The organism is Pseudomonas sp. A014, assembly GCF_052378495.1.
GTDB classification, from domain to species: domain Bacteria; phylum Pseudomonadota; class Gammaproteobacteria; order Pseudomonadales; family Pseudomonadaceae; genus Aquipseudomonas; species Aquipseudomonas machongensis.
The window spans coordinates 5,151,188-5,169,682 of sequence record NZ_CP199001.1 but is presented as its reverse complement, the minus strand read 5'-3'; the positions used below and the strand labels follow the sequence as shown (position 1 = coordinate 5,169,682).

Genomic DNA, 18,495 nt, shown 5'->3' with positions numbered 1-18,495 from the left:
CAGCCCAACCCCAGGAGCCAACCATGTCCATCCAACGTTTCCAGCCCAACAACAACCGCCTCAGCCACGCCCTCGTGCACAACGGCATCGTCTATGTCACCGGCCAGGTCCCGGCCGACCGTACCCAGGACGTGCGTGGCCAGACCGCCCAGGTGCTGGCGCGCATCGACGAGCTGCTGGCCGAGGCCGGTTCCGACAAGTCGCACATTCTCTTCGCCCAGGTGTGGCTCAAGCATGCGGTTCAGGACTTCGCCGAAATGAACGCCGCCTGGGACGCCTGGGTACCGAAGGATGCACTGCCGGCCCGCGCTACCGTCGAGGCCAACCTTGCCGCCGAGAACATCCTCGTTGAAATCGCCGTTCAGGCCGCAGTCAAGGAGTAAGGTCATGGCGACGATCAAGCATCTGATCCACGGCGAATCGGTCGCCAGCGGCGGGCGCACTGCCGAGGTGTTCAACCCGGCCACTGGCCAGGTCATCCATCAACTCGAACTGGCCAACCGTGCCACCGTGCAGGCGGCCATCGATTCGGCCAAGGCCGCGTTCCCGGCCTGGCGCAACACGCCACCGGCCAAGCGCGCGCAGGTGATGTTCCGCTTCAAGCAATTGCTGGAGCAGAACGAGGCGCGCATCGCGCAGATGATCAGCGAAGAGCACGGCAAGACCCTCGAGGATGCCGCCGGCGAGTTGAAGCGCGGTATCGAGAACGTCGAGTTCGCCTGTGCCGCGCCCGAGATTCTCAAAGGCGAGTACAGCCGCAATGTCGGCCCGAACATCGACGCCTGGTCCGACTTCCAGCCGCTGGGCGTGGTGGCCGGCATCACCCCGTTCAACTTCCCGGCGATGGTTCCGCTGTGGATGTACCCACTGGCGATCGTCTGTGGCAACGCCTTCATCCTCAAGCCGTCGGAGCGTGATCCGAGCTCGACCCTGTTCATTGCCCAACTGCTGCTGGAGGCTGGCCTGCCCAAGGGCATTCTCAACGTGGTGCACGGCGACAAGGAAGCGGTGGACGCGTTGATCGAGGCTCCGGAAGTCAAGGCCCTGAGCTTCGTCGGCTCGACGCCGATCGCCGAGTACATCTATGCCGAAGGCACCAAGCGCGGCAAGCGCGTGCAGGCGTTGGGCGGGGCCAAGAACCATGCGGTGCTGATGCCCGATGCCGAGCTGGACAATGCGGTCAACGCGTTGATGGGCGCCGCCTACGGCTCGTGCGGCGAGCGCTGCATGGCGATCTCGGTGGCGGTGTGCGTGGGCGACCAGGTCGCCGATGCGTTGATCGCCAAGCTGCAGCCACAGATCAAGGCGTTGAAGATTGGTGCCGGCACCCAGTGTGGCCTGGACATGGGGCCTCTGGTGACGGCGGCTGCACGCGACAAGGTGCTGGGCTATATCGACGATGGTGTCGCGGCAGGGGCCGAGCTGGTGGTCGATGGTCGCGGTTTCTCGGTGGCGGGCAACGAGAACGGCTACTTCGTTGGCGGTACCTTGTTCGACCGGGTGATGCCGCAGATGCGCATCTACCAGGAAGAGATCTTCGGGCCGGTGCTGTGCGTGGTGCGAGTGCAGAGCCTGGAAGAGGCGATGCAACTGATCAACGATCACGAATACGGCAATGGCACCTGCATCTTCACCCGCGACGGCGAAGCTGCGCGGCTGTTCTGCGACGAGATCGAAGTAGGCATGGTGGGTGTGAACGTGCCGTTGCCGGTGCCGGTGAGCTACCACAGCTTTGGTGGCTGGAAGCGCTCGCTGTTTGGCGACCTGCATGCCTACGGGCCGGATGGCGTGCGCTTCTATACCCGTCGCAAGGCGATTACCCAACGCTGGCCGCAGCGCAAGAGCCACGAGGCATCGCAGTTCGCGTTCCCTAGCCTTTGAGGATGATCTGACTGGCGCTTTCGCGGGCAAGCCCGCTCCTACAGATTTATGAGCAGCCCCTCAAAATGTTGGACACCCGTCCACTTTTGGGGGGCAGCTCATGTGGGAGCGGGCTTGCCCGCGAAAGCGCCGGTCAGGCCACCACAACACTCAGCTACGGCACGCCAGTAATGCCAGCAAATGCTCGGCAAAAATCTCCGGCCTGCCCTCGAACAACCGCTGTAACGGCTTTCCACTCCCCAGATGCGCATACAGCGCGCCACGCTGCGTCGGCTCGCTCACCATGCGCACTGCCGCCTCGATGTACTGCTCCACCGTCGCGGTAATGGTCCACCCAGGCAACCCCGCCCGCCTGAACAACCCCTCGTCGATATGCTCGAACACCTCCGGCCCGGTCTTGCACACCCCCGGCAACCCCAAGGTGAAGGCGTCGATGATGCCGTTGGTGTTGCCGAACGGAAACGGACTGAGGAACAGGTCGCAACGGTCGAAGGTGTCCAGGTACTGCGCATAAGGCTGGTGTGGGTGCACTACGGCATCCGGGACATAGCGGCGGATCAGGCGCTGCAGCTGCGGATAGAGCAACCCCTGCGCCTGGCCGATGAGAAAGTGCAGGCGCACGCGGCGGCCATGGCGCTCGCGGCTGCGCTCGACGATCTGCTGGCAGGCCTGGAGAAATCTCGGGTTGAGCTTCATGGTGGTGGCCGCCACGGCAATGGCCACCTCGGGGCTTTCGAGGCGTTCGCGGGCGCCGAGCCTGACCTCGATCGCCGAGGGGCGGTACGGCTGGCCGTCGCTGGGCAACAGCAGAAGGCGCTCGCTGAAGCACGCCGGGTCGCCGACGAAGTCCTCCTCGACACTGATGTAGTCCACATGCCGCGAGCCGGTGGTCGCCGGGTGCCCGAGCGCGGCCACCTGCAACGGCGCCAGGCGCAGGTTGGCGACGAACAGGGTGAGCGGGAACATGCCGACACTGGGCATGTACAGCACCTGCGGGCGCGCTTGTTCAGCGAGGCTGCGCACCTGGCGCACGCAGGCGAGCAGGTCGTCCGGGGCCTTGAGTTCGATGAAGCGGTCGAACACCTTGCGCCCCAGTTCGTCGACATTGCTGGCATAGCCGACTGCCCACAGCTCGAAATGCTCACGGGCCGCTTCCAGGGTGCGCGAGTGGGTGCGGTAGATCGAATGAGCACCGGAAAACCATTCCAGCACTACCAGCATGCGCGGCTTGCCTTGGCGCGTGTTGGCTGGCGCAGGCAGCGAGGCGATGCCTTCGGCGTCCAGCTTGCGCTCGATCAGGCGGCAGATCGAACGCTTGATGCGGTGGCGCTGCGGCAGGTCGGCGTAGCTGCAGTGCATGTAGACGTCGTGGATGATCGCCAGCGGCAACTGATCGAGGCTGTCGAGGTTGTCCAGCCGTTCGGGCAGCCACGCCAGCAGCGCCTCGCGCTTGGAGTGCGCCGCAGGCGTGCCGAGAAAGCGCGGCGACAGCAGGGCCATGAACAGCGCCATCGCCAGTTGCGGGTTCTGCGTCCACAACAGTTCCACATCCAGCGGCAGCTGCGACTCCGGCGAGTAGAGGATGCAGAACTTCACCCGTTGTTCCGGCGCCACTTCGAAGCGCTGGCTGCCCTGGCCGTGCAGGTTGAGGGTGCGCAGGATGTGATCGGCGTTGATGAAGGCGCTGGCGGCGAACAGCGCCGACAGCCAGCGCTGGAAGTTGATCAGCTGGTCGAAGCCACCGGGGCTGATCTGGAACTGCGGATCGCTGAACAGCGCGCTGATCGCGCAGGTCAGGCGCGTCAGCACGTGGGCTTCGAGTTCGTCCTCGGGCACTGCCGGCGACACCGACAGCCTGAACTCCCCGGACAGCTTGCCGTAGTGGCGGTCGATGATCAGCAGCAGGCGCACCAGCTCGCGCGCCGCCTCCTCGTGCTGGCGCGTGTAGCAGAGCTGTTCGAAGTGTTCCAGCGCGAACGGGGTCTGGTTCATGGTGGGCCTCAGTCTTGCGCGAGCGTGTCGTCGCCGAGCAGGGCCAGGTCCAGGTGGATCTGGTCGAGCTGCGGCTGCAACGGCGTTTGCCGGTAGTCAGGGTAGAGCACCTGGCTCCAGTTGGCGTTGGCCATCTGTTTTTGCTGGTAGCCCCGCACATCGGCGCTGCTGCGCTCGAGCAGCGTGGCGTTGACCAGCCCGCCCAGGCGCTGCACCACCGCGCCGCCGTTGGCGGTGAGGGTGGTGCTGTCGCTGCCGTGGACGATATAGGCGCCGCTGTCGCTGTCGGCATCGATCAGCAGCACACCGTCGTCGACCTGTAGCAGGTTGCTCCCGCTGGCGAAGTTCAGCGCCGTGCCACTGTCGCTGCGGGCGGTAAGGGTCAGGTTGCCGTGGCCAGCGGCGATCAGGCTGTTGGCACCGCTGCCCGAGCCGTTGAAGGTGATGCCGGTGGCGCCGTTGCTGCCGGTGCCGCTCAGGCTGATATCGCCACCTGCCGACTGGATCATCACACCATTGGGCCCGGTGCGCAGGAACACGCCGTTGCCGTTGGCGCCGCCGTCGCTGCGCCCGTTCAGGCTGATGGCGCCATCCTGGGTGGCGATGGTGACCGAGCTGCTGGCGCTCGAGGGGTAGAAGTGGATGCCGTTGGCCTGCTGCGAATAGCCCTGGAGGCTGATCGAGCCGCTGCCGGTGGCGCGCAGGTCGGTCTGTCCGGTGAGCATGCTGATGCCATGGGCAGCGACCGCGCGACCGTCGAGGCTGAGGGTGCCGTTCTCGACGCTCAGGCGGTTGATGCCGCTGCTGTAGAAGTCGATGGCATCACCTGCGGCGGTAGCGCGGCCGACCAGGCTGACATTGCCGGAGCCGGTGGTCTGGATGATGTTGGTGACGCTGAGCAGGGCGATACCGTGGTCCAGTTCGTCGTTGTTGGGCGAGTGGAAGTGGCCGTCGAGCAGGATGTTGCCGCCGTTGGAACTGATGCGGTTGGTCGAGGCGGTGCCGCCGCCGCCCAGGGCGATGGCATCGGAGGTGCCGACCGAGTCGCCACGCAGGGTGATGTTGCCAGTCCCTGTGGTGATGGCTACGCCGCGCGAGCTGCCGGTGGAGTTGAGGAAGATGCCATAGCCGCCCCAGCTGTTGCTGCTGGTGCCGCTGATCAGCACATCGCCGCTGTCGCTGCCCAGGTCGATGGCGGCGCCACGGCCGGATGGCGCGATGTCGACGCCGCGCCCCGAGGCGCTGGTGCCTTCCAGCACCAGGTTGCCGCTGGCGCTGTTGACGCGGATGTTCGAGTAGTCGCCGCTGGCATCCAGGTAGAGCGCACGGAACGAGCCGGAGCCGGTGTTGATCACCGCGGTGTCGGCCCTGAGCCGCACGTCGCCGGCGCTGCTGGCGATGTTGATGCGTGAGCCCGGTGTGTTGGCGTTGCCGTTGCCCGCCGCGATCAGTGCCAGGGCCGGGGTGCTGCCGCCAGTGGTGTCGCCTTCGACGGTAATGTCGCCAGCGCTGGTCAGGTTGATCGAGGCGCTGGCGCCGGTGACGTTGAGCGCGGTGCCATAGCTGCCGCCGCTGTCGCCACCGAGCACGATGCGCCCGCCGTTGTCGCCGCGCAGGTTGACCGCGCCGGTGCCGGAGGCGGCCACATACAGGCCGCGGTTGCTGGCGCTGCTGCCCTTGAGCGTAAGCGTACCGCTGCCCACCGAAAGATTCTGCGTGGAGCCTGCGGCGGTGGAGCAGACCAGCACGCCGAAACCTGAAACGGCATTGCCGCTGAGGGTGACATTGCCCGCGCCGCGGGCGGCGATGTTGTTGCTGGTGCTGAACACCCGCGCGCCGTTGCCGCCGCCGAGGTTGTCGGCGCTGATGGCGATCGAGCCTGCGCCGTCGGTGAGCAGGTTGCTGCCGCCGGTGAGGATGAAGGCATCGCCTGTGCCGCTGGTGCTGGCCTGGCGGGCAATGATGTTTATGTTGCCGCCACCGGCATCCAGGGTACTGCCGGAGATGTTCACCGCCGTGGCGCTGGAGCCTGATGCCAGGGCGCTCGAGGTCGCGCCACGGAGGCTGATGTCGCCGCCGTTGGTGGTGATCCGCGTGCCGTTGCTGATGGCCACGCCCGTGCCGTTGCTGACGTTGGTGCTGGCGTAGCCGTTGACCGGGTCGGCCGCGCTGCCGAGGGTGAGCTTGCCGCCGTTGGTGTTGATGGTGGCGTTGTTCAGAGCGATGGAGCCGTTGCCGCTGTTGTTGAAGTTCGACAGCATCGAGACGTTCAGCGACTTGCCGTCGGCGTTGCTGATGCTGGTGCCGTTCATGTTGACGTTGCGGTGGGCGATCAGCGTCAGACTGGCATTGCCTCGGGCCTTGACGTTGTCCAGGACGTTGATGTCGCCGGAGGTACCCGCCCCGGAAGAGGTCTGCACGATGATATTGGCGCCTTCGCTGAGCGAAGCGTTGAGCGTCGCCGAGCTGAGGTTGGAGCTGCGCCCGGCGTTGGGGGTGAATGGGCTGCTGCTGGAGGTGCCATTGCTGGCACCGCTGGTGATGTTGATGTTGAACGGATCGAGCAGCCAGGTGCCGCCCTGGCCGGACGCTGCGGCCAGGTTGACCAGGCCGGTGACGTCCAGTGCGTTGCCGGAGGTCTCGACCAGCCCGCCCTTGCCGGCACCGGCGCCAGTGGCGCTGATCACTCCTTCGAAGCGGGTGCTGTCACGCGACCAGAGGATGACCTTGCCACCGTCGCCGTCGCCCAGTGCGTTGGCCTCGATGCGCGCATCCTCGCCCATGTAGGTCGCCGTGGCCTGGTGCAGCGGGCCGCTGCCCTGATAGTCGCCGCCCAGCAATACGGTGCCGCCGCCGGTGCTGCCGGAGGTGTCGATGCGGCCTTGCTCGAACAGGCCGACGTATTCGCCGCTCAGGGTCACGTTGCCGCCATGCTCGCCTGCGCCACGACCGGAGGCGCCGATCACCCCGCTATTGGCGACCACGCCATTGTCGCCGCCGTCCAGGACGATCCGGCCGTTGCGCTGTTGCAGGCTGCGCGCCTCGATCACGCCTTCGTTGTTGACCACGCTGCCGACCATTGCATCGCTGGTGCGCGCGCTCATCAGCACGGTGCCGCCGTCGGCCTGCAGCAGGCCGCGGTTGGCGACGCTGGCACCGACTGCCGCTTCATCGACCTGCAGGTTGATCAGGCCGTCGCCGTTGTAGTCGAGAGTAATCTTCTCGCCGCCACCGAGCACTACCGAGCCCATGCGCGCGATCACCGCGCCTTCGTTGCGTACCTCGGCGCCGAGCAGGGCAACGCTGCCACCGTCGGCGGCGCGCAGGGTGCCCTGGTTGATCACCGCGCCGCGCTGGCCGTCACCCTGGAAGCGCAGGCGACCGGCCTTGAAGTCGTCGTCGTGGATATCCAAGGTGCTGGCGACCAGGCCGCCGACGTTGACCGACGCACCGTTGCCGAACAGCACGCCGCTGGGGTTGATCAGGTACACCTGGCCGTTGGCATTGAGCTGGCCGAGGATCTGCGAGGCGTCGCTGGCGGTCACCCGGTTCAGCGCGACCGCCGAGGCGTTGGGCTGGTGGAAGTTGACCTGGGCGTCCTTGCCGATGTTGAAACGCTCCCAGGTGGCGATCAACTGCTGGCTGTTCTGGGTCACGTCCAGCACATTGCCGGCCTGGCTGATGCCGCCGCTGCCGGAGGTGATCTGGCCGTTCGTTGGCAGGGCGCCTGCGTCCAGCGCCATGGCGTGCTGCGGCATCAGGCCGTGCACGGCGCAAAGTACCGCGAGGGCCAGGGGTTTGAGTGTCGGTCGTTGGCGACGACGGGAAAGGGTGGCGTGCATGGTCGTCTCCTCAGAACGAATAGTTGAAGCCGGTGCCGATGGCGTTGATCGTGGTGCCCACTCCCGGTGAATAGCCGCTGGCGGCAAAGGCGCCGACCACGGCGAAGTTGTAGTTGGCCAGCGACTCGTTCTGCAGCAGCACGTAGTGGGCGAAAATCTCGCTGTTGCGGCTCAGGCGATAACCCACGCCCAGGGCGTACTGGCGTGCCCCCATGCCGCTGGTGTCGCACTGATAACCGGCCGCCGAGATCATCTTGCAATCGCCGGCCAGGGCGCGGGCGTAGCTGGCACGCAGGCGCCAGGCGCCGAGGCGGTGGCTGACGCCGAGCATGTAGGCGCGGCGCTTGTAGTCGGACAGGTCGCTGACGTTGAGGCTGTTGTTCACCACGCCATCCTCGGCGTAGTGCAGTTCGTCGGCCACCAGCGACAGCTGGGTATTGCCGATCTGGTAGCCCAGGCCCAGGCGGTAGCTGTAGTCGTTGGACGAGGTGCCGTCGGTGACATGGGTGTTGCTGCCGACCCCACGCGAGTTGCGGCCAAGGCTGGCGATGCCGAAGTAGTCGACATGGCGCTCGGCCGCAGCCACCGCAGTGAAGCCACCGTTCTGGTAGGTCAGGCTGCCGCCATAGAGGTAGCCGTTGTCGACGTCTTCGGCGGCGCGGGTGCCGTTGTTGGAGTAGGCCAGCTTGAGCGTCAGGCCGTTCCACTCCGGCGACCACCAGGCGACCATGCCGGACTGGCGCCGGTTGAACGCGGCATCGGAGCTTTCGCTGCTGTCGGCCCTGCTGGCCGGGCCGTTGACGTTGCTGGCCATGCTGACGTTGAAGCCCGGCGAGCCGATGATGTTGTAGTAGGCGCCAGCGGTCTTGCCGTTGAACGGATCGAGGCTGGTGGTGCTCTCCTTGAGCGGCATGTCCCAGACCCCGTAGAGCAGGGTGCCGTAGCGGTCGTCGTCGAAGGCCACGGCGGAGTTGCGCAGGCGGGTGTTGGGCGAAATCGACTTGGGCGCGGTTTCGTCGCCCGACAGCGTGTAGTTGACCGAGATGCCGTATTCGAGCTGCCACAGGAAGCGCGAGGTGTCGTTGATCGGGATACCGGCACGGGCACCGACATAAGAAACGTTGTCGCGGGCACGCAGGTAGCTGTTCATGTTGCGCCCGTTGGGCGTGGCCAGTTTGCTCTGGTTGGCGGGGGCGGCGCGGGTCGAGTCGCGCCGATCGACGTACTCGGGCACCAGGCCCAGCGAGCCGTAGAGGGTCAGCTCGGTGCTCTTGTCACGAAAGTCCTCGCGGGTGCCGAGGTCTTTGGCCAGGCCCGCGAAGGCCTGCGGCGAGCCACTGATCGAGAGCCAGAAACGCTTGGCGTCGCGCTCGTCGCTGGTCGGATCGTCGCCGTTGGAGAAGGCCAGGCTGGCGTTCATCACCAGGTCGCGGTGATAGATGTTCAGGCCCACCCCGTAGCCGTGGCGGCTGAGGCTGTTCTCGCTGTCGTCCCAGGGCTTCTTGTTGACCTTCACCCGCCCCGCATCGGCGAACAGCGCACCTTCGGCGATAGCGCCGTGGATGTTGCCCAGGTACTTGCGCAGCTCGACCCGGCCGAGCAGGCCTTCGTCACCGGCCGCTTCGCCGACCCCATAGGCGCGCACGCCGTTGGGGCCGCCGAGGGTGAATTTCTCCGAGCTGTCGAGGTTCTTGTCAGCCCACTGACCGCTGATGGCGGCATACAGCGAGTAACCACCGCCGAGCGCCTGCAGGCGGCTGAACGACAGGGTGCCCTTGTGGTAGGTGCCGGCGGCCTCGGCGGTCAGCGCGTCGAGGGCTGCGTCGAGCGGGGTGTTTTTGTCCAGGTGGCCGATGCCATAGCCCAGGCTCCAGCGGTTGCTGCCGGCCCAGCCGTCACGCCAGTCGCCGTACAGGGTCAGGCCTCGGAACACGGCGCTCTTGCGCACCTCGAAGGCGCCAGCGGCGTCGTCGAAGTAACGGTGTTCCTGGGCCAGGTTCAGGCCGATGTTGGCGTCGCGGCTGCGCAGCAGCGAGGCATCGACGAACAGTGCCGAAACCTCGGCGCTGCCGCTGGCGTTGGCGGTCTTCAGGCCCTTGCCGATGCTGTAGTCCATCTCGGCGTAGCTGGCGCCGACGCTGATGCCGCTGGCACCCAGCGGCAAGCGCATGCCCACGCCCTTGATATCCAGGCCCTCGAAGCTGGCCTGGTTGTTGAAGTACAGGCTCTCGCCGAAGCCGAAGGCGTCGTTGAGGCTGACGTTGGTGCTCATCCGGTTGCTGCCGGTGTAGTAGTTGCCGTAGTTGTCGAAACTGACCCGGCCGGTCCAGGCAGTCATCTCGCTCAACTTCAGCACGATATCGGCAGCGCCCGGCTGGCGCGAGGGCTGCAGAACCGCGCGCACGGAAACACCGGCAATATCGGAGAGGCGCAGCAGTACGCGCTCCATGTCCTGCTCGCGAATCACGCTGCCGCTGGGCAGTGCGTCGACGAAACGCTGCTGCATGCCGGCATTCAGGCGCACACCCGGCCCCGGCTCGGTGCGCACCGTGCCGACCTTGCCCTCACGCACCTCGAGGGTGACCACGCCGCCTTCGATTTCCTGCGGCGGCAGGTAGGCGCGGGCCACCAGGTAACCGCGGCTGCGGTACAGCGCGGTGATGCGGTCGGCGGCGGCACGCAAGCCGTTGAGGTCGAGTTCGCGGCCGAGGTCGTTCTGCAATTCCTGTTGCAGGCGCGATTCGCTGATCTCGCGGTTGCCGGTGAGCTTGAAGGCCGTGACCTTGAAGCTGAACGAGGGGCCCGGCGGATTATTGCCTTGGGCCTGGCGCTGATCGTCCTCGGCCTCGATGCGCACGCTGCCTTGGGGCTGCTGGCTGCGCTGCGCCGGGCGCAAGCTGTCGCGGTTGGTGTCGAACAGTGAGCCGGCGCTGGGCAGGGTTTCACCCTGGGCCTGGCCGGCGAGCACGGCGGCGGTGAGGAACGTCAGGGCGCGCGGGTGCAACGCCCGGCGCACGGAGGCGGCGAGATAAGTCCGGGTCATGGCAGATTCTTTTTGTTGTTTTTGTAGGAAGTGCGAACGGCGTCAGCGGGTCGGGAACAGGGTCCTGGCAACGCTTTTCGCGGCGAACAGGCGGGCGGCGTTATGGCCGACCTTACTGACCTGGAATTGCAGGTGGTCGATGGGGATGTGCCATTTCTGCGCGAGGAAGGCTTCGTAGCGCAGGTAGTTGAGCTGGCGCTCGACACGGGTATCGCCCTGCATGGCAGCGCCACAGGCGCGGTCCATCACTCGGTCGTCCGGTTTGTTGTCGAGCTCGCCGACCATGTAGGTCAGGTTGCGTGCGGCATAGCGCTGGAACACCTGGGTGGCGTTCAGGCCCTGGCGGGTGAAGTACGCCGGCGCCCGCTCCAGGCCATAGCGGTACTGGTTGTAACTTGGGCACATGACCGTGAGCACCGGCTTGAAGGCGCCGTCCTGCACGCGGTTGTCGTCCAGGTAGAGGTAGGACGAGGGGCTCGACACCACGTAGCGCACCTGGATGCCACTGGCGCGCAGGCGTTGGTCGCCGTCGCCGAGCAGGGTGTAGCGCTGCATCAACTGACCACCGGCGGAGTGACCGATGAGCACTATTTCCTTCAATGCAGGGAAATGCTGGCGGTTGCCGAGGTAGGCGAGAAGGTCGTCGAGCACGGTGAAACCGGCGATACCGGCGCGCCCGCTCTGCGACTCGGTGCCGTGCATCCATTTGTCCTTGGGCCACAGCGGCATGTCGTCGCCGGCACGGCGGTCGCTGGGGGTGAGGAAGTTGGGCGCCAGCAGCAAGGTGTCGCTGGCGCTGAAACCCGCGTTTTCCAGCAGCTTTTCGCCGCTGTCGTAATAGTCGTCGGCGTTGCGGCGCACACCATGCAGCAGCACCACGGCGCGCTGCACGGGCAGGCTGGCACGCTGCAGGTCGTTGTTGGCGAAGGCAAGGAAGTTGTAGGGGGCAGTGTCGCCCAGGCGCAGGGTCTGGGGGGCGGCGACGGCCTGGACGGCCAGCAGGCTGGCGGTCAGGAGCAGCAGGGAGCGGGCGAGTATGCGCAGAACGTGATGCGGCATGTAACCACCTCGTAAGCGTGCGGTCCGGTCGTATCCCGTGGCAGTGTGTGGGATCGGCCGGTTTGATTGGAGTTATGGCGCCGATCCTAGCAGCGGTTTTTGCCGAGATAAAATATCTTGAATCGAGTGTCTTGATATCTTGAAAGTATCAAGTTGCCATTGCCGCTCTCCATACTAGAGAGATATTGGTTGGATATTTTTAATATATTTTTAATCTTCCAAACCCGCCGCTAGCATCCCGCCATGTTCGCCCCTCCTGAGCGACACACTCGCGGAACCGAAACCATGACAACAAGAAAGACCCCGCTCTACCTGGCCATTGCCTACGCCCTGTTCGCCGCTGCCACGGCCCAGGCCGCCAACACCGCCGACCTGCCGTGCAAGACCACCGCTGAATGCGCCGAGCAGGCGCGCAAGATCGGCGCCACCGTCGACAAGTCCGCGCTCAAGGGGGGCCAGCAGGAAAGCCAGTTCGACTGGCTGAACCGCATCAACAAGGCCTCCATCGTCATGCTCACCGAGCAGGGCATCGTGCCAGCCGACCAGGGCAAGGTGATCGCCGGCGGCGTGCGCTATGCCATCGACCAGGCCAAGCAGCCCGACGGCAAGCGCCCCAGCGATGTGTTGCAGCTCGAGCAGGTGATGATCGACAAGATTGGCCCGCAGGCTTCGTTGATCCACTCCGGGCGCAGCCGCCAGGACATGTACGCCACCTATCGCCTGGCCTCGCTGCGCGCCGAAGTGCTGGACTACAGCGACGCCCTGAACGCCACCCGCCAGCGTCTGCTCAAGCTGGCCTCGGTCAACGTCGACACTCTGGTGCCGGCCTACACCAACGGCGTGCAGGCCATGCCGATCAGCTACGCCCACTACCTGCTGGCCTATGAGGCGTCGTTCCAGCGCGATGCCCAGCGCATTCACGACCTCTATGCGCGCCTGAACCTGAGCCCGATGGGCACCGCGGTGCTGGCCAATTCCGGTTACCCGCTCAACCGCGAGCGCCTGGCAACGCTCTTGGGCTTCGATGGCCTGCGTGAGAACTCGCTGGATGCCAGCCAGGTGTCGACCTACGACATTCCGCTGGAGGCTGCGAGCATTGCCTCGTCGTCGGCCATTCGCGTGGGCGCGATCATTGGCGATATCCACACCCAGTACCACCAGACCCGCCCGTGGCTGCTGCTCGACGAGGGTTCGACCTACACCAGCAGCGCCATGCCGCAGAAGCGCAATCCAGGCTTGCTGATGCGCACCCGCGAGTCGGCTTCCGATGTGGTCGGCTTGGCCAACGCCACCACCGTGCGAGCGCATAACGTCACTACCGGTATGACCGACTACAAGGCCGCGTTCGACGACCTGGGGCTGTTCAAGTCGGCCAACGAAATGTTCGAGCGCATGGACCTGGTGCTCGATGCCCTGCAGATCAACGCTGCTCGGGCCGAAGAGGAACTGGACGCAGACTGGACCACGTCGATGGAGCTGGCCGACACCCTGGAGCGCCAGCACCACGTGCCGTTCCGCATCGGCCACAGCTTTGCCTCGCTGATCGTCGAGAAGGCCCGTGCCGAGGGCACGCTGCCCAAGGACTTCGCCTACGCCGATGCCCAGGCGCTCTATACCCAGGCGGCGAAGAAGTACAAATGGCAGGACGACCAGCTACCGCTGAGCGAGGCCGCCTTCCGCGCCAGCCTGTCGCCACGGGCGATGGTCGAGAGCCGCCAGGGCACTGGCGGGCCACAGCCGAACGAAGTGCGGCGCATGCTGATGGAAGCGGGCAAGCGCCTGGCGGCGGACCAGGACTGGATGAAGCTGCACCGGCAGAAGCTGGTGGATGCCGATGCGGCGCTGGACAAGGCCTTCGACAAGCTTGCCGGGCAGTAAAGCCGCCTTGGAGAAACTGGCCTGCTCAAAATCCAAAGGCCAGCCCGACCCCTGTGGGAGCGGGCTTGCCCGCGAAAAGCACGCCGCGGTGCATGGCACCGGCTGTGCCGGTGTTCGCGGGGGGGGGCAAGATTGCTTGGGAATTATCCTGCGCGTCACACAGCCGTTTCTCTGTTGTTGAAGATAAGCATCGGGACTAACTTCCCGGGGTCGCCATAGGGTGAACCGGGTTTGAGAGCCGTGGCTTTCAAGATGTTTGCGTAGAGGCTGGCAGGTGCTTGCCGAAAGCTTTTCAGCGCCTATGAGATCGAGCGCCGCCCGCGCGGCGCTTCGCGGGCAAGCCCGCTCCTACAGTTTGTTTCGGGCCAATGAATCCTGTGGCATTTTCGCGCGACCCCTTTGGCGCACGGCACGTTACCGAGTCGTACACACCAGGCGGTCGCGCGCCTATGGCACAGGCATAACTGGCCCGAAACAAACTGTAGGAGCGGGCTTGCCCGCGAAGCGCCGCGTGGGCGGCGCTCGATCTCACAGGCGCTGAAAAACTTCAGGCAAGCACCTGTCAGCCCTCACGCAATCACATGCGAACACCTTGAAACAGAAGGGTGTGAGAACCCGCTATCTATTTGCAGTTCAACGCTGTCATGGCAGCTGTGCGTGGGCAGGCTTACGCCTGGCCGGCTGATTGATCTCTATGGACCGGTCTCTCACCCCACGTAACAGCTGCCACCCATCTGGCAGCGGGCTTGCCCGCGAAAAGTACACCACGGTGTATGGCACCGGCTGTGCCGGTATTCGGGGCGGTTCGACGCCCCGCCGAGCGACCTCAGAAAATTCCGAATCTCGCCGGCATCCCTTCAGTTCAAGGTTGCTTGGGAATTATCCTACGCGTCACGCAGCCGTTTCTCTGTTGTTGAAGATAAGCATCGGGACTAACTTCCCCGGGTCGCCCATATGGCGACCGGGTGTGAGAGCCCGCTATACAACACCGAGTAACGCTGTCATGGCAGCTGTGCGTGGGCAGGCTTTATGCCTGGCCGGTTTTTGCTCTGTGTTGGTCCGGTCTCTCACCCCACCACAGCTGCCACCCTATCCTGTGAGAGGGATGGAGTAGTCGGCTTTCGACAACTCAACACAGGGCAACACCATGAAAAAGATCGTCCCCGATCCACCCCGCCTCAAGCTCATCAATACTCCCTACTTCTCCATCCACGCCGACCTGATTCCCCCGGACGCCTTGGCTCACGCCAGCGAGCTGCTGCGGGGCGTCAGCGAGACCCTCGACGAACACTGTCGCTCCGTGGCCGGTGCTCCCGGTCTGAACATGCTCGCCAACGCCGCGCATGCCGCCGAAACAGCGCGCGCCTTGATCGAACACGCCCTCAAACGGATGTGATGGAGGTTTGTCCATGAACGAAAACACCACGCCAGGCACCGCCACTGCCCTCGGGATGTTCCGCGTACAACCCGGCATTCCCGTGGATCAGGCATTCGACGAAGTGTAGTTGTTGCTGGGATGCGTGCGCGATCTGAGCCAGGGCAGTGACGAGGAAATCGCCCCTGCTGCCCTGATGACGGCATTGAGGTATCTCAGCGCGATGGCCAAGGCTTTGCTGAACGACCTTGAGGTGGCCAGAAACCAGGAGGTCTGACTGCAGGCCTGCTCCCACTGGGAGGGTTGCTGACCGGCCCGCTTGTTGACCCATCACCTGATAAATCTGTCAGTTTCGCGGACAGTGAGGCGTCTCTAATATCACCGAACAGCTTGCGAAGCATGGCTCAAGGCGGCTCGTATTTCCCGCATCACAGATAATGGTGGGCAACATGGATGCGCCAGTGGTGCACGCAGGTACTCCTGGGGGCCGGGTGATCGATAGTCGCGGTTTGGATGTACGCGATATCGCTGGCTATCGCCATCCGACGCTGGCGCAGGCCTTGGCCTGGCGTATCACCCGTCACAGGCATGATGCCGTCAGCCGTATCAGCGAAAGTCGTGATCCGCGCCTGCATGCCGAGGGGCGGGTGAACTTCGCGTGGCAGTCCTCGTTGGGCGGTGTCATTGTGCGCACCCAGAGTGTCGACGCCGGTATTTGCCTGCGCCTGAATGATGTGCAAGGCCGACCGCTGTTGGCGCTGAGCCGGATCCGGCTGGGCGAACGGGGTGACGAAGGTGTTGGCGAGGCGGTGGTGGACCGCTTTCATTACGAGCCTGCGAATCTGCCCGGCCGTCTGCTGGGCGTCACCGAGCAGATCATTGCGGGGGCCGTGCGTTGCAGCGAACGGCTGACTTATGCAGAGCCAACCCAGGACAGTAGAGACCGCAACCTGGCGGGGCTATGCAACCGTCACTACGACCCGGCTGGATTGTTGCAGTTGGACGAGGTCGCGTTGACGGGCGACCCCCTGGTTTCTCGTCGACGCTTGCTGGCATTCGCGGATGATGCAAACGCACAGGCCGACTGGCAGGGCGAAGACGCCTCGGTGTGGGAGGTGCTGCTGGCGCCGCCGGGCCAGGCTTATGTCAGCCACACGACGCGGGACGCGACAGGCCTTCCCGTGAGTGCGACAGATGCCTGCGGCCACAGGCAGCGTCTGGCGTATGACTTGGCCGGGCATTTACTGGGCAGCTGGCTCACGCTGCAAGGCAGACCTGAGCAGCCGATTGTCGCGGCGTTGCACTACTCGGCTGGCGGACACAAGCTGCATGAAGCGCATGGCAACGGCATCAGCACCAGGTTCACATTCGATCCCCGCAGCCTGCGCCTGACGGGGATTCTGGTGCAGCGTCCGGCCACTTCTCCTTCCGGTGCTCGTACCCTGCAGCACCTGCGTTACAGCCATGACCCAGTGGGCAATGTGCTGCGTGTGCGCAACGAGGCCGAGGCCGCACGCTACTGGCGCAACCAGAAAGTCATGGCCGAGGGCACCTACGTCTACGACAGCCTGTATCAATTGGTCGAGGCCAGTGGCCGGGAAATGGCAGGTGCTGCTCGGCACGGCACTCGGCTGCCCGAACCTGCCGTACCGGTCGATGCGAGGGTCTACAGCCGCTACACCCGTGATTACCGCTACGACAGCGGCAACAACCTGACGCATATACACCATCGCGCGCCTGCCTCCGGCAATGGCTACAGTGTGCAACTTACCGTTTCTGACCGAAGTAACCGCGCAGTGCTGGCTCAGCCAGGACTGCTGCCCGGCGAGGTGGATGCACTGTTCGACGCTGGCGGCCACCCGTGTGCGCTGCTTCCCGGCCAACCGTTACAGTGGACTGCGCGCGGTGAGCTGTCTCGGGTTTCGCCGATTCAGCGTGACGAAGGCGCGGATGATTGCGAGTGGTACCGCTATGCGGCGAATGGCATGCGCCTGTTGAAAGTCACACAGCAGGCCTGTGCAACCCCGCGCGCAGAGCGAGTGGTGTATCTGGATGGCCTTGAGTTGCGCAGCAAGTCGGTTGCCCAGGCGGAGGTCGAGCAACTGCAGGTGATCACTGTGGCCGCTGGTGGCGGTGCCGAGGTGCGGGTATTGCACTGGTCGAGCGGCAAGCCAGCTGAGATCGAGAATGATCAACTGCGTTACAGCTATCACGACCTGATCGGTAGCAGCGGCCTGGAAGTGGATGGGCGAGGTGACGTGATCAGCCAAGAGGAGTACTACCCCTATGGCGGCACGGCGGTTTGGGCGGCGCGCAGCCGGCTCGAGGCGGGTTTGAAGACGATCCGTTATTCGGGAAAAGAGCGGGATGCGACGGGCTTGTATTATTACGGAAGTCGCTATTACCTGCCTTGGGCGGGACGTTGGTTGAGTGCCGATACGCTGGATGATGAAGGGAAAGCGGTGGATGGTTTGAATCTGTACCGGATGGTCGGGAATAACCCGATCACGCTGCATGACCCGGAGGGGCGAGAGGGGAGGACAGGATACATTTACACGCCTTTTTCGCGCGGAGATGCAGCGAAAATTGTGGCCGTTGAGAACGCCAAACGCATACAGCTGGGAAAGAGCATTCGATCAATGGCATTCGAGAATGACCAAGAACGCGAGACCTTCAAAAAATTGCTGAAAAATGAAGCCCAGCAGCTTGAGGAACTCAATGAAAGAACTCAGGGACAGATCGAACGGTTAAAGAGCAAGCGTTCGTTGACCGCTAAAGAACGTCAATATTTTGATCTATACAGTCGAAATATCATCGCTCGAAACGGGCAACTGGAAGCAATAAAATACCTGATGGCCGACCGCGGATCGAAGTTATTTAGCGAACTGGACCCTGTACGTACAAAGTTATATGTCGTGGGGCATGGCGGGCCGGGTATTAGTCGTGTTTACGCTGCTTCAAATGGCGAAAACAACAAAGGCATGTCCATGAAGAGACTGGCTCAGGAGTTTTCCGGAGGCGGATTGAACTTGAACTATGAAGATATCCGTCTAGTGCCTTGTAATAGTGCAGATATGATTGAGCCTTCGTCATTTGAAAAGGATAGTTTGGAGCAGGCGCGTCAGCCGAAACATGACGAGAGTGCGGGAGGGCCCGGCAAGCCAGGAAAGATCTACCCACCTGCTGAGTCGCTGAGCAACGAGATGCGCGGTAAAGGGTACTCCAGGCTGACTGTGAGTGGTTATCACGGTAGAGGGATTAGCAAAAGCCAAGACGGTCATTTTTACCGCTCGCTCGGTAAGGGAGGGGCTATCCAGCGACGCTCCCAGGTCAAGCAGCAGTGGAAGAGCTACTGATCAATGTAGAGCGCTCGGGAGTTACTGCAACACAGAGTGCGGTTGATATGACTGGCCTGTGATTTTCGT

10 protein-coding genes are annotated in these 18,495 nt (G+C 64.2%); 6 read left to right on the top strand and 4 right to left on the bottom strand.

The annotated features are described in order from the left end of the window. The first annotated feature begins 23 nt into the window (after positions 1-23). Together ACTYOL_RS24045 and ACTYOL_RS24040 are read left to right on the top strand one after the other, a co-directional pair. On the top strand, positions 24-383 hold the full coding sequence (locus tag ACTYOL_RS24045; RefSeq protein ID WP_054894294.1) for a RidA family protein: 360 nt from the start codon (positions 24-26) through the stop codon (positions 381-383). A gap of 4 nt (positions 384-387) precedes the next feature. Continuing rightward, a complete protein-coding gene (locus ACTYOL_RS24040) occupies positions 388-1,881 on the top strand; it encodes a CoA-acylating methylmalonate-semialdehyde dehydrogenase (protein ID WP_444757210.1) in 1,494 nt (497 codons plus the stop codon). Between the two features lie 150 nt (positions 1,882-2,031). On the opposite strand, the gene ACTYOL_RS24035 is transcribed toward ACTYOL_RS24040, so the two are convergent. The 4 genes from ACTYOL_RS24035 to ACTYOL_RS24020 are packed head-to-tail and all read right to left on the bottom strand — an operon-like array spanning position 2,032 to position 11,817. Then, a complete protein-coding gene (locus ACTYOL_RS24035) occupies positions 2,032-3,873 on the bottom strand; it encodes a peptide transporter (RefSeq protein ID WP_444757209.1) in 1,842 nt (613 codons plus the stop codon). Between the two features lie 8 nt (positions 3,874-3,881). After that, the gene (locus tag ACTYOL_RS24030) at positions 3,882-7,715 is read right to left on the bottom strand and encodes a two-partner secretion domain-containing protein (protein WP_444757208.1); all 3,834 of its coding nucleotides are present in this window, start codon (positions 7,713-7,715) and stop codon (positions 3,882-3,884) included. 10 nt (positions 7,716-7,725) lie between these two features. Further along, positions 7,726-10,758, bottom strand: coding sequence for a porin (locus ACTYOL_RS24025; RefSeq protein ID WP_444757207.1), 3,033 nt, complete (start codon positions 10,756-10,758; stop codon positions 7,726-7,728). A 42-nt stretch (positions 10,759-10,800) separates the two neighbouring features. Next, positions 10,801-11,817 (bottom strand): alpha/beta fold hydrolase, encoded by a 1,017-nt coding sequence (locus ACTYOL_RS24020; protein WP_234465103.1) that lies wholly within the window; start codon positions 11,815-11,817, stop codon positions 10,801-10,803. Between the two features lie 285 nt (positions 11,818-12,102). On the opposite strand from ACTYOL_RS24020, the gene ACTYOL_RS24015 reads away from it, so the two are divergent. From ACTYOL_RS24015 to ACTYOL_RS24000, 4 genes are all read left to right on the top strand, one after another. Continuing rightward, complete coding sequence (locus ACTYOL_RS24015) at positions 12,103-13,695, top strand: argininosuccinate lyase (RefSeq protein WP_414154303.1); 1,593 nt, start codon at positions 12,103-12,105, stop codon at positions 13,693-13,695. 1,147 nt (positions 13,696-14,842) lie between these two features. Continuing rightward, positions 14,843-15,091, top strand: a complete 249-nt coding sequence (locus ACTYOL_RS24010; protein WP_200603058.1) for a hypothetical protein — start codon at positions 14,843-14,845, stop codon at positions 15,089-15,091. A 124-nt stretch (positions 15,092-15,215) separates the two neighbouring features. Beyond that, the gene (locus ACTYOL_RS24005) at positions 15,216-15,347 is read left to right on the top strand and encodes a hypothetical protein (protein WP_444757206.1); all 132 of its coding nucleotides are present in this window, start codon (positions 15,216-15,218) and stop codon (positions 15,345-15,347) included. A 172-nt stretch (positions 15,348-15,519) separates the two neighbouring features. After that, a complete protein-coding gene (locus tag ACTYOL_RS24000; RefSeq protein WP_444757205.1) occupies positions 15,520-18,426 on the top strand; it encodes an RHS repeat-associated core domain-containing protein in 2,907 nt (968 codons plus the stop codon). Positions 18,427-18,495: the final 69 nt, after the last annotated feature.

Excerpts from the sequence above, each read along its gene's own strand:
- ACTYOL_RS24010 (WP_200603058.1), top strand. The coding sequence starts at position 14,843 with ATGAAAAAGATCGTCCCCGATCCACCCCGCCTCAAGCTCATCAATACT.
- ACTYOL_RS24015 (WP_414154303.1), top strand. The coding sequence starts at position 12,103 with ATGACAACAAGAAAGACCCCGCTCTACCTGGCCATTGCCTACGCCCTG.
- ACTYOL_RS24000 (WP_444757205.1), top strand. The coding sequence starts at position 15,520 with ATGGATGCGCCAGTGGTGCACGCAGGTACTCCTGGGGGCCGGGTGATC.
- ACTYOL_RS24040 (WP_444757210.1), top strand. The coding sequence starts at position 388 with ATGGCGACGATCAAGCATCTGATCCACGGCGAATCGGTCGCCAGCGGC.
- ACTYOL_RS24045 (WP_054894294.1), top strand. The coding sequence starts at position 24 with ATGTCCATCCAACGTTTCCAGCCCAACAACAACCGCCTCAGCCACGCC.
- ACTYOL_RS24035 (WP_444757209.1), bottom strand. The coding sequence starts at position 3,873 with ATGAACCAGACCCCGTTCGCGCTGGAACACTTCGAACAGCTCTGCTAC.
- ACTYOL_RS24025 (WP_444757207.1), bottom strand. The coding sequence starts at position 10,758 with ATGACCCGGACTTATCTCGCCGCCTCCGTGCGCCGGGCGTTGCACCCG.
- ACTYOL_RS24030 (WP_444757208.1), bottom strand. The coding sequence starts at position 7,715 with ATGCACGCCACCCTTTCCCGTCGTCGCCAACGACCGACACTCAAACCC.
- ACTYOL_RS24020 (WP_234465103.1), bottom strand. The coding sequence starts at position 11,817 with ATGCCGCATCACGTTCTGCGCATACTCGCCCGCTCCCTGCTGCTCCTG.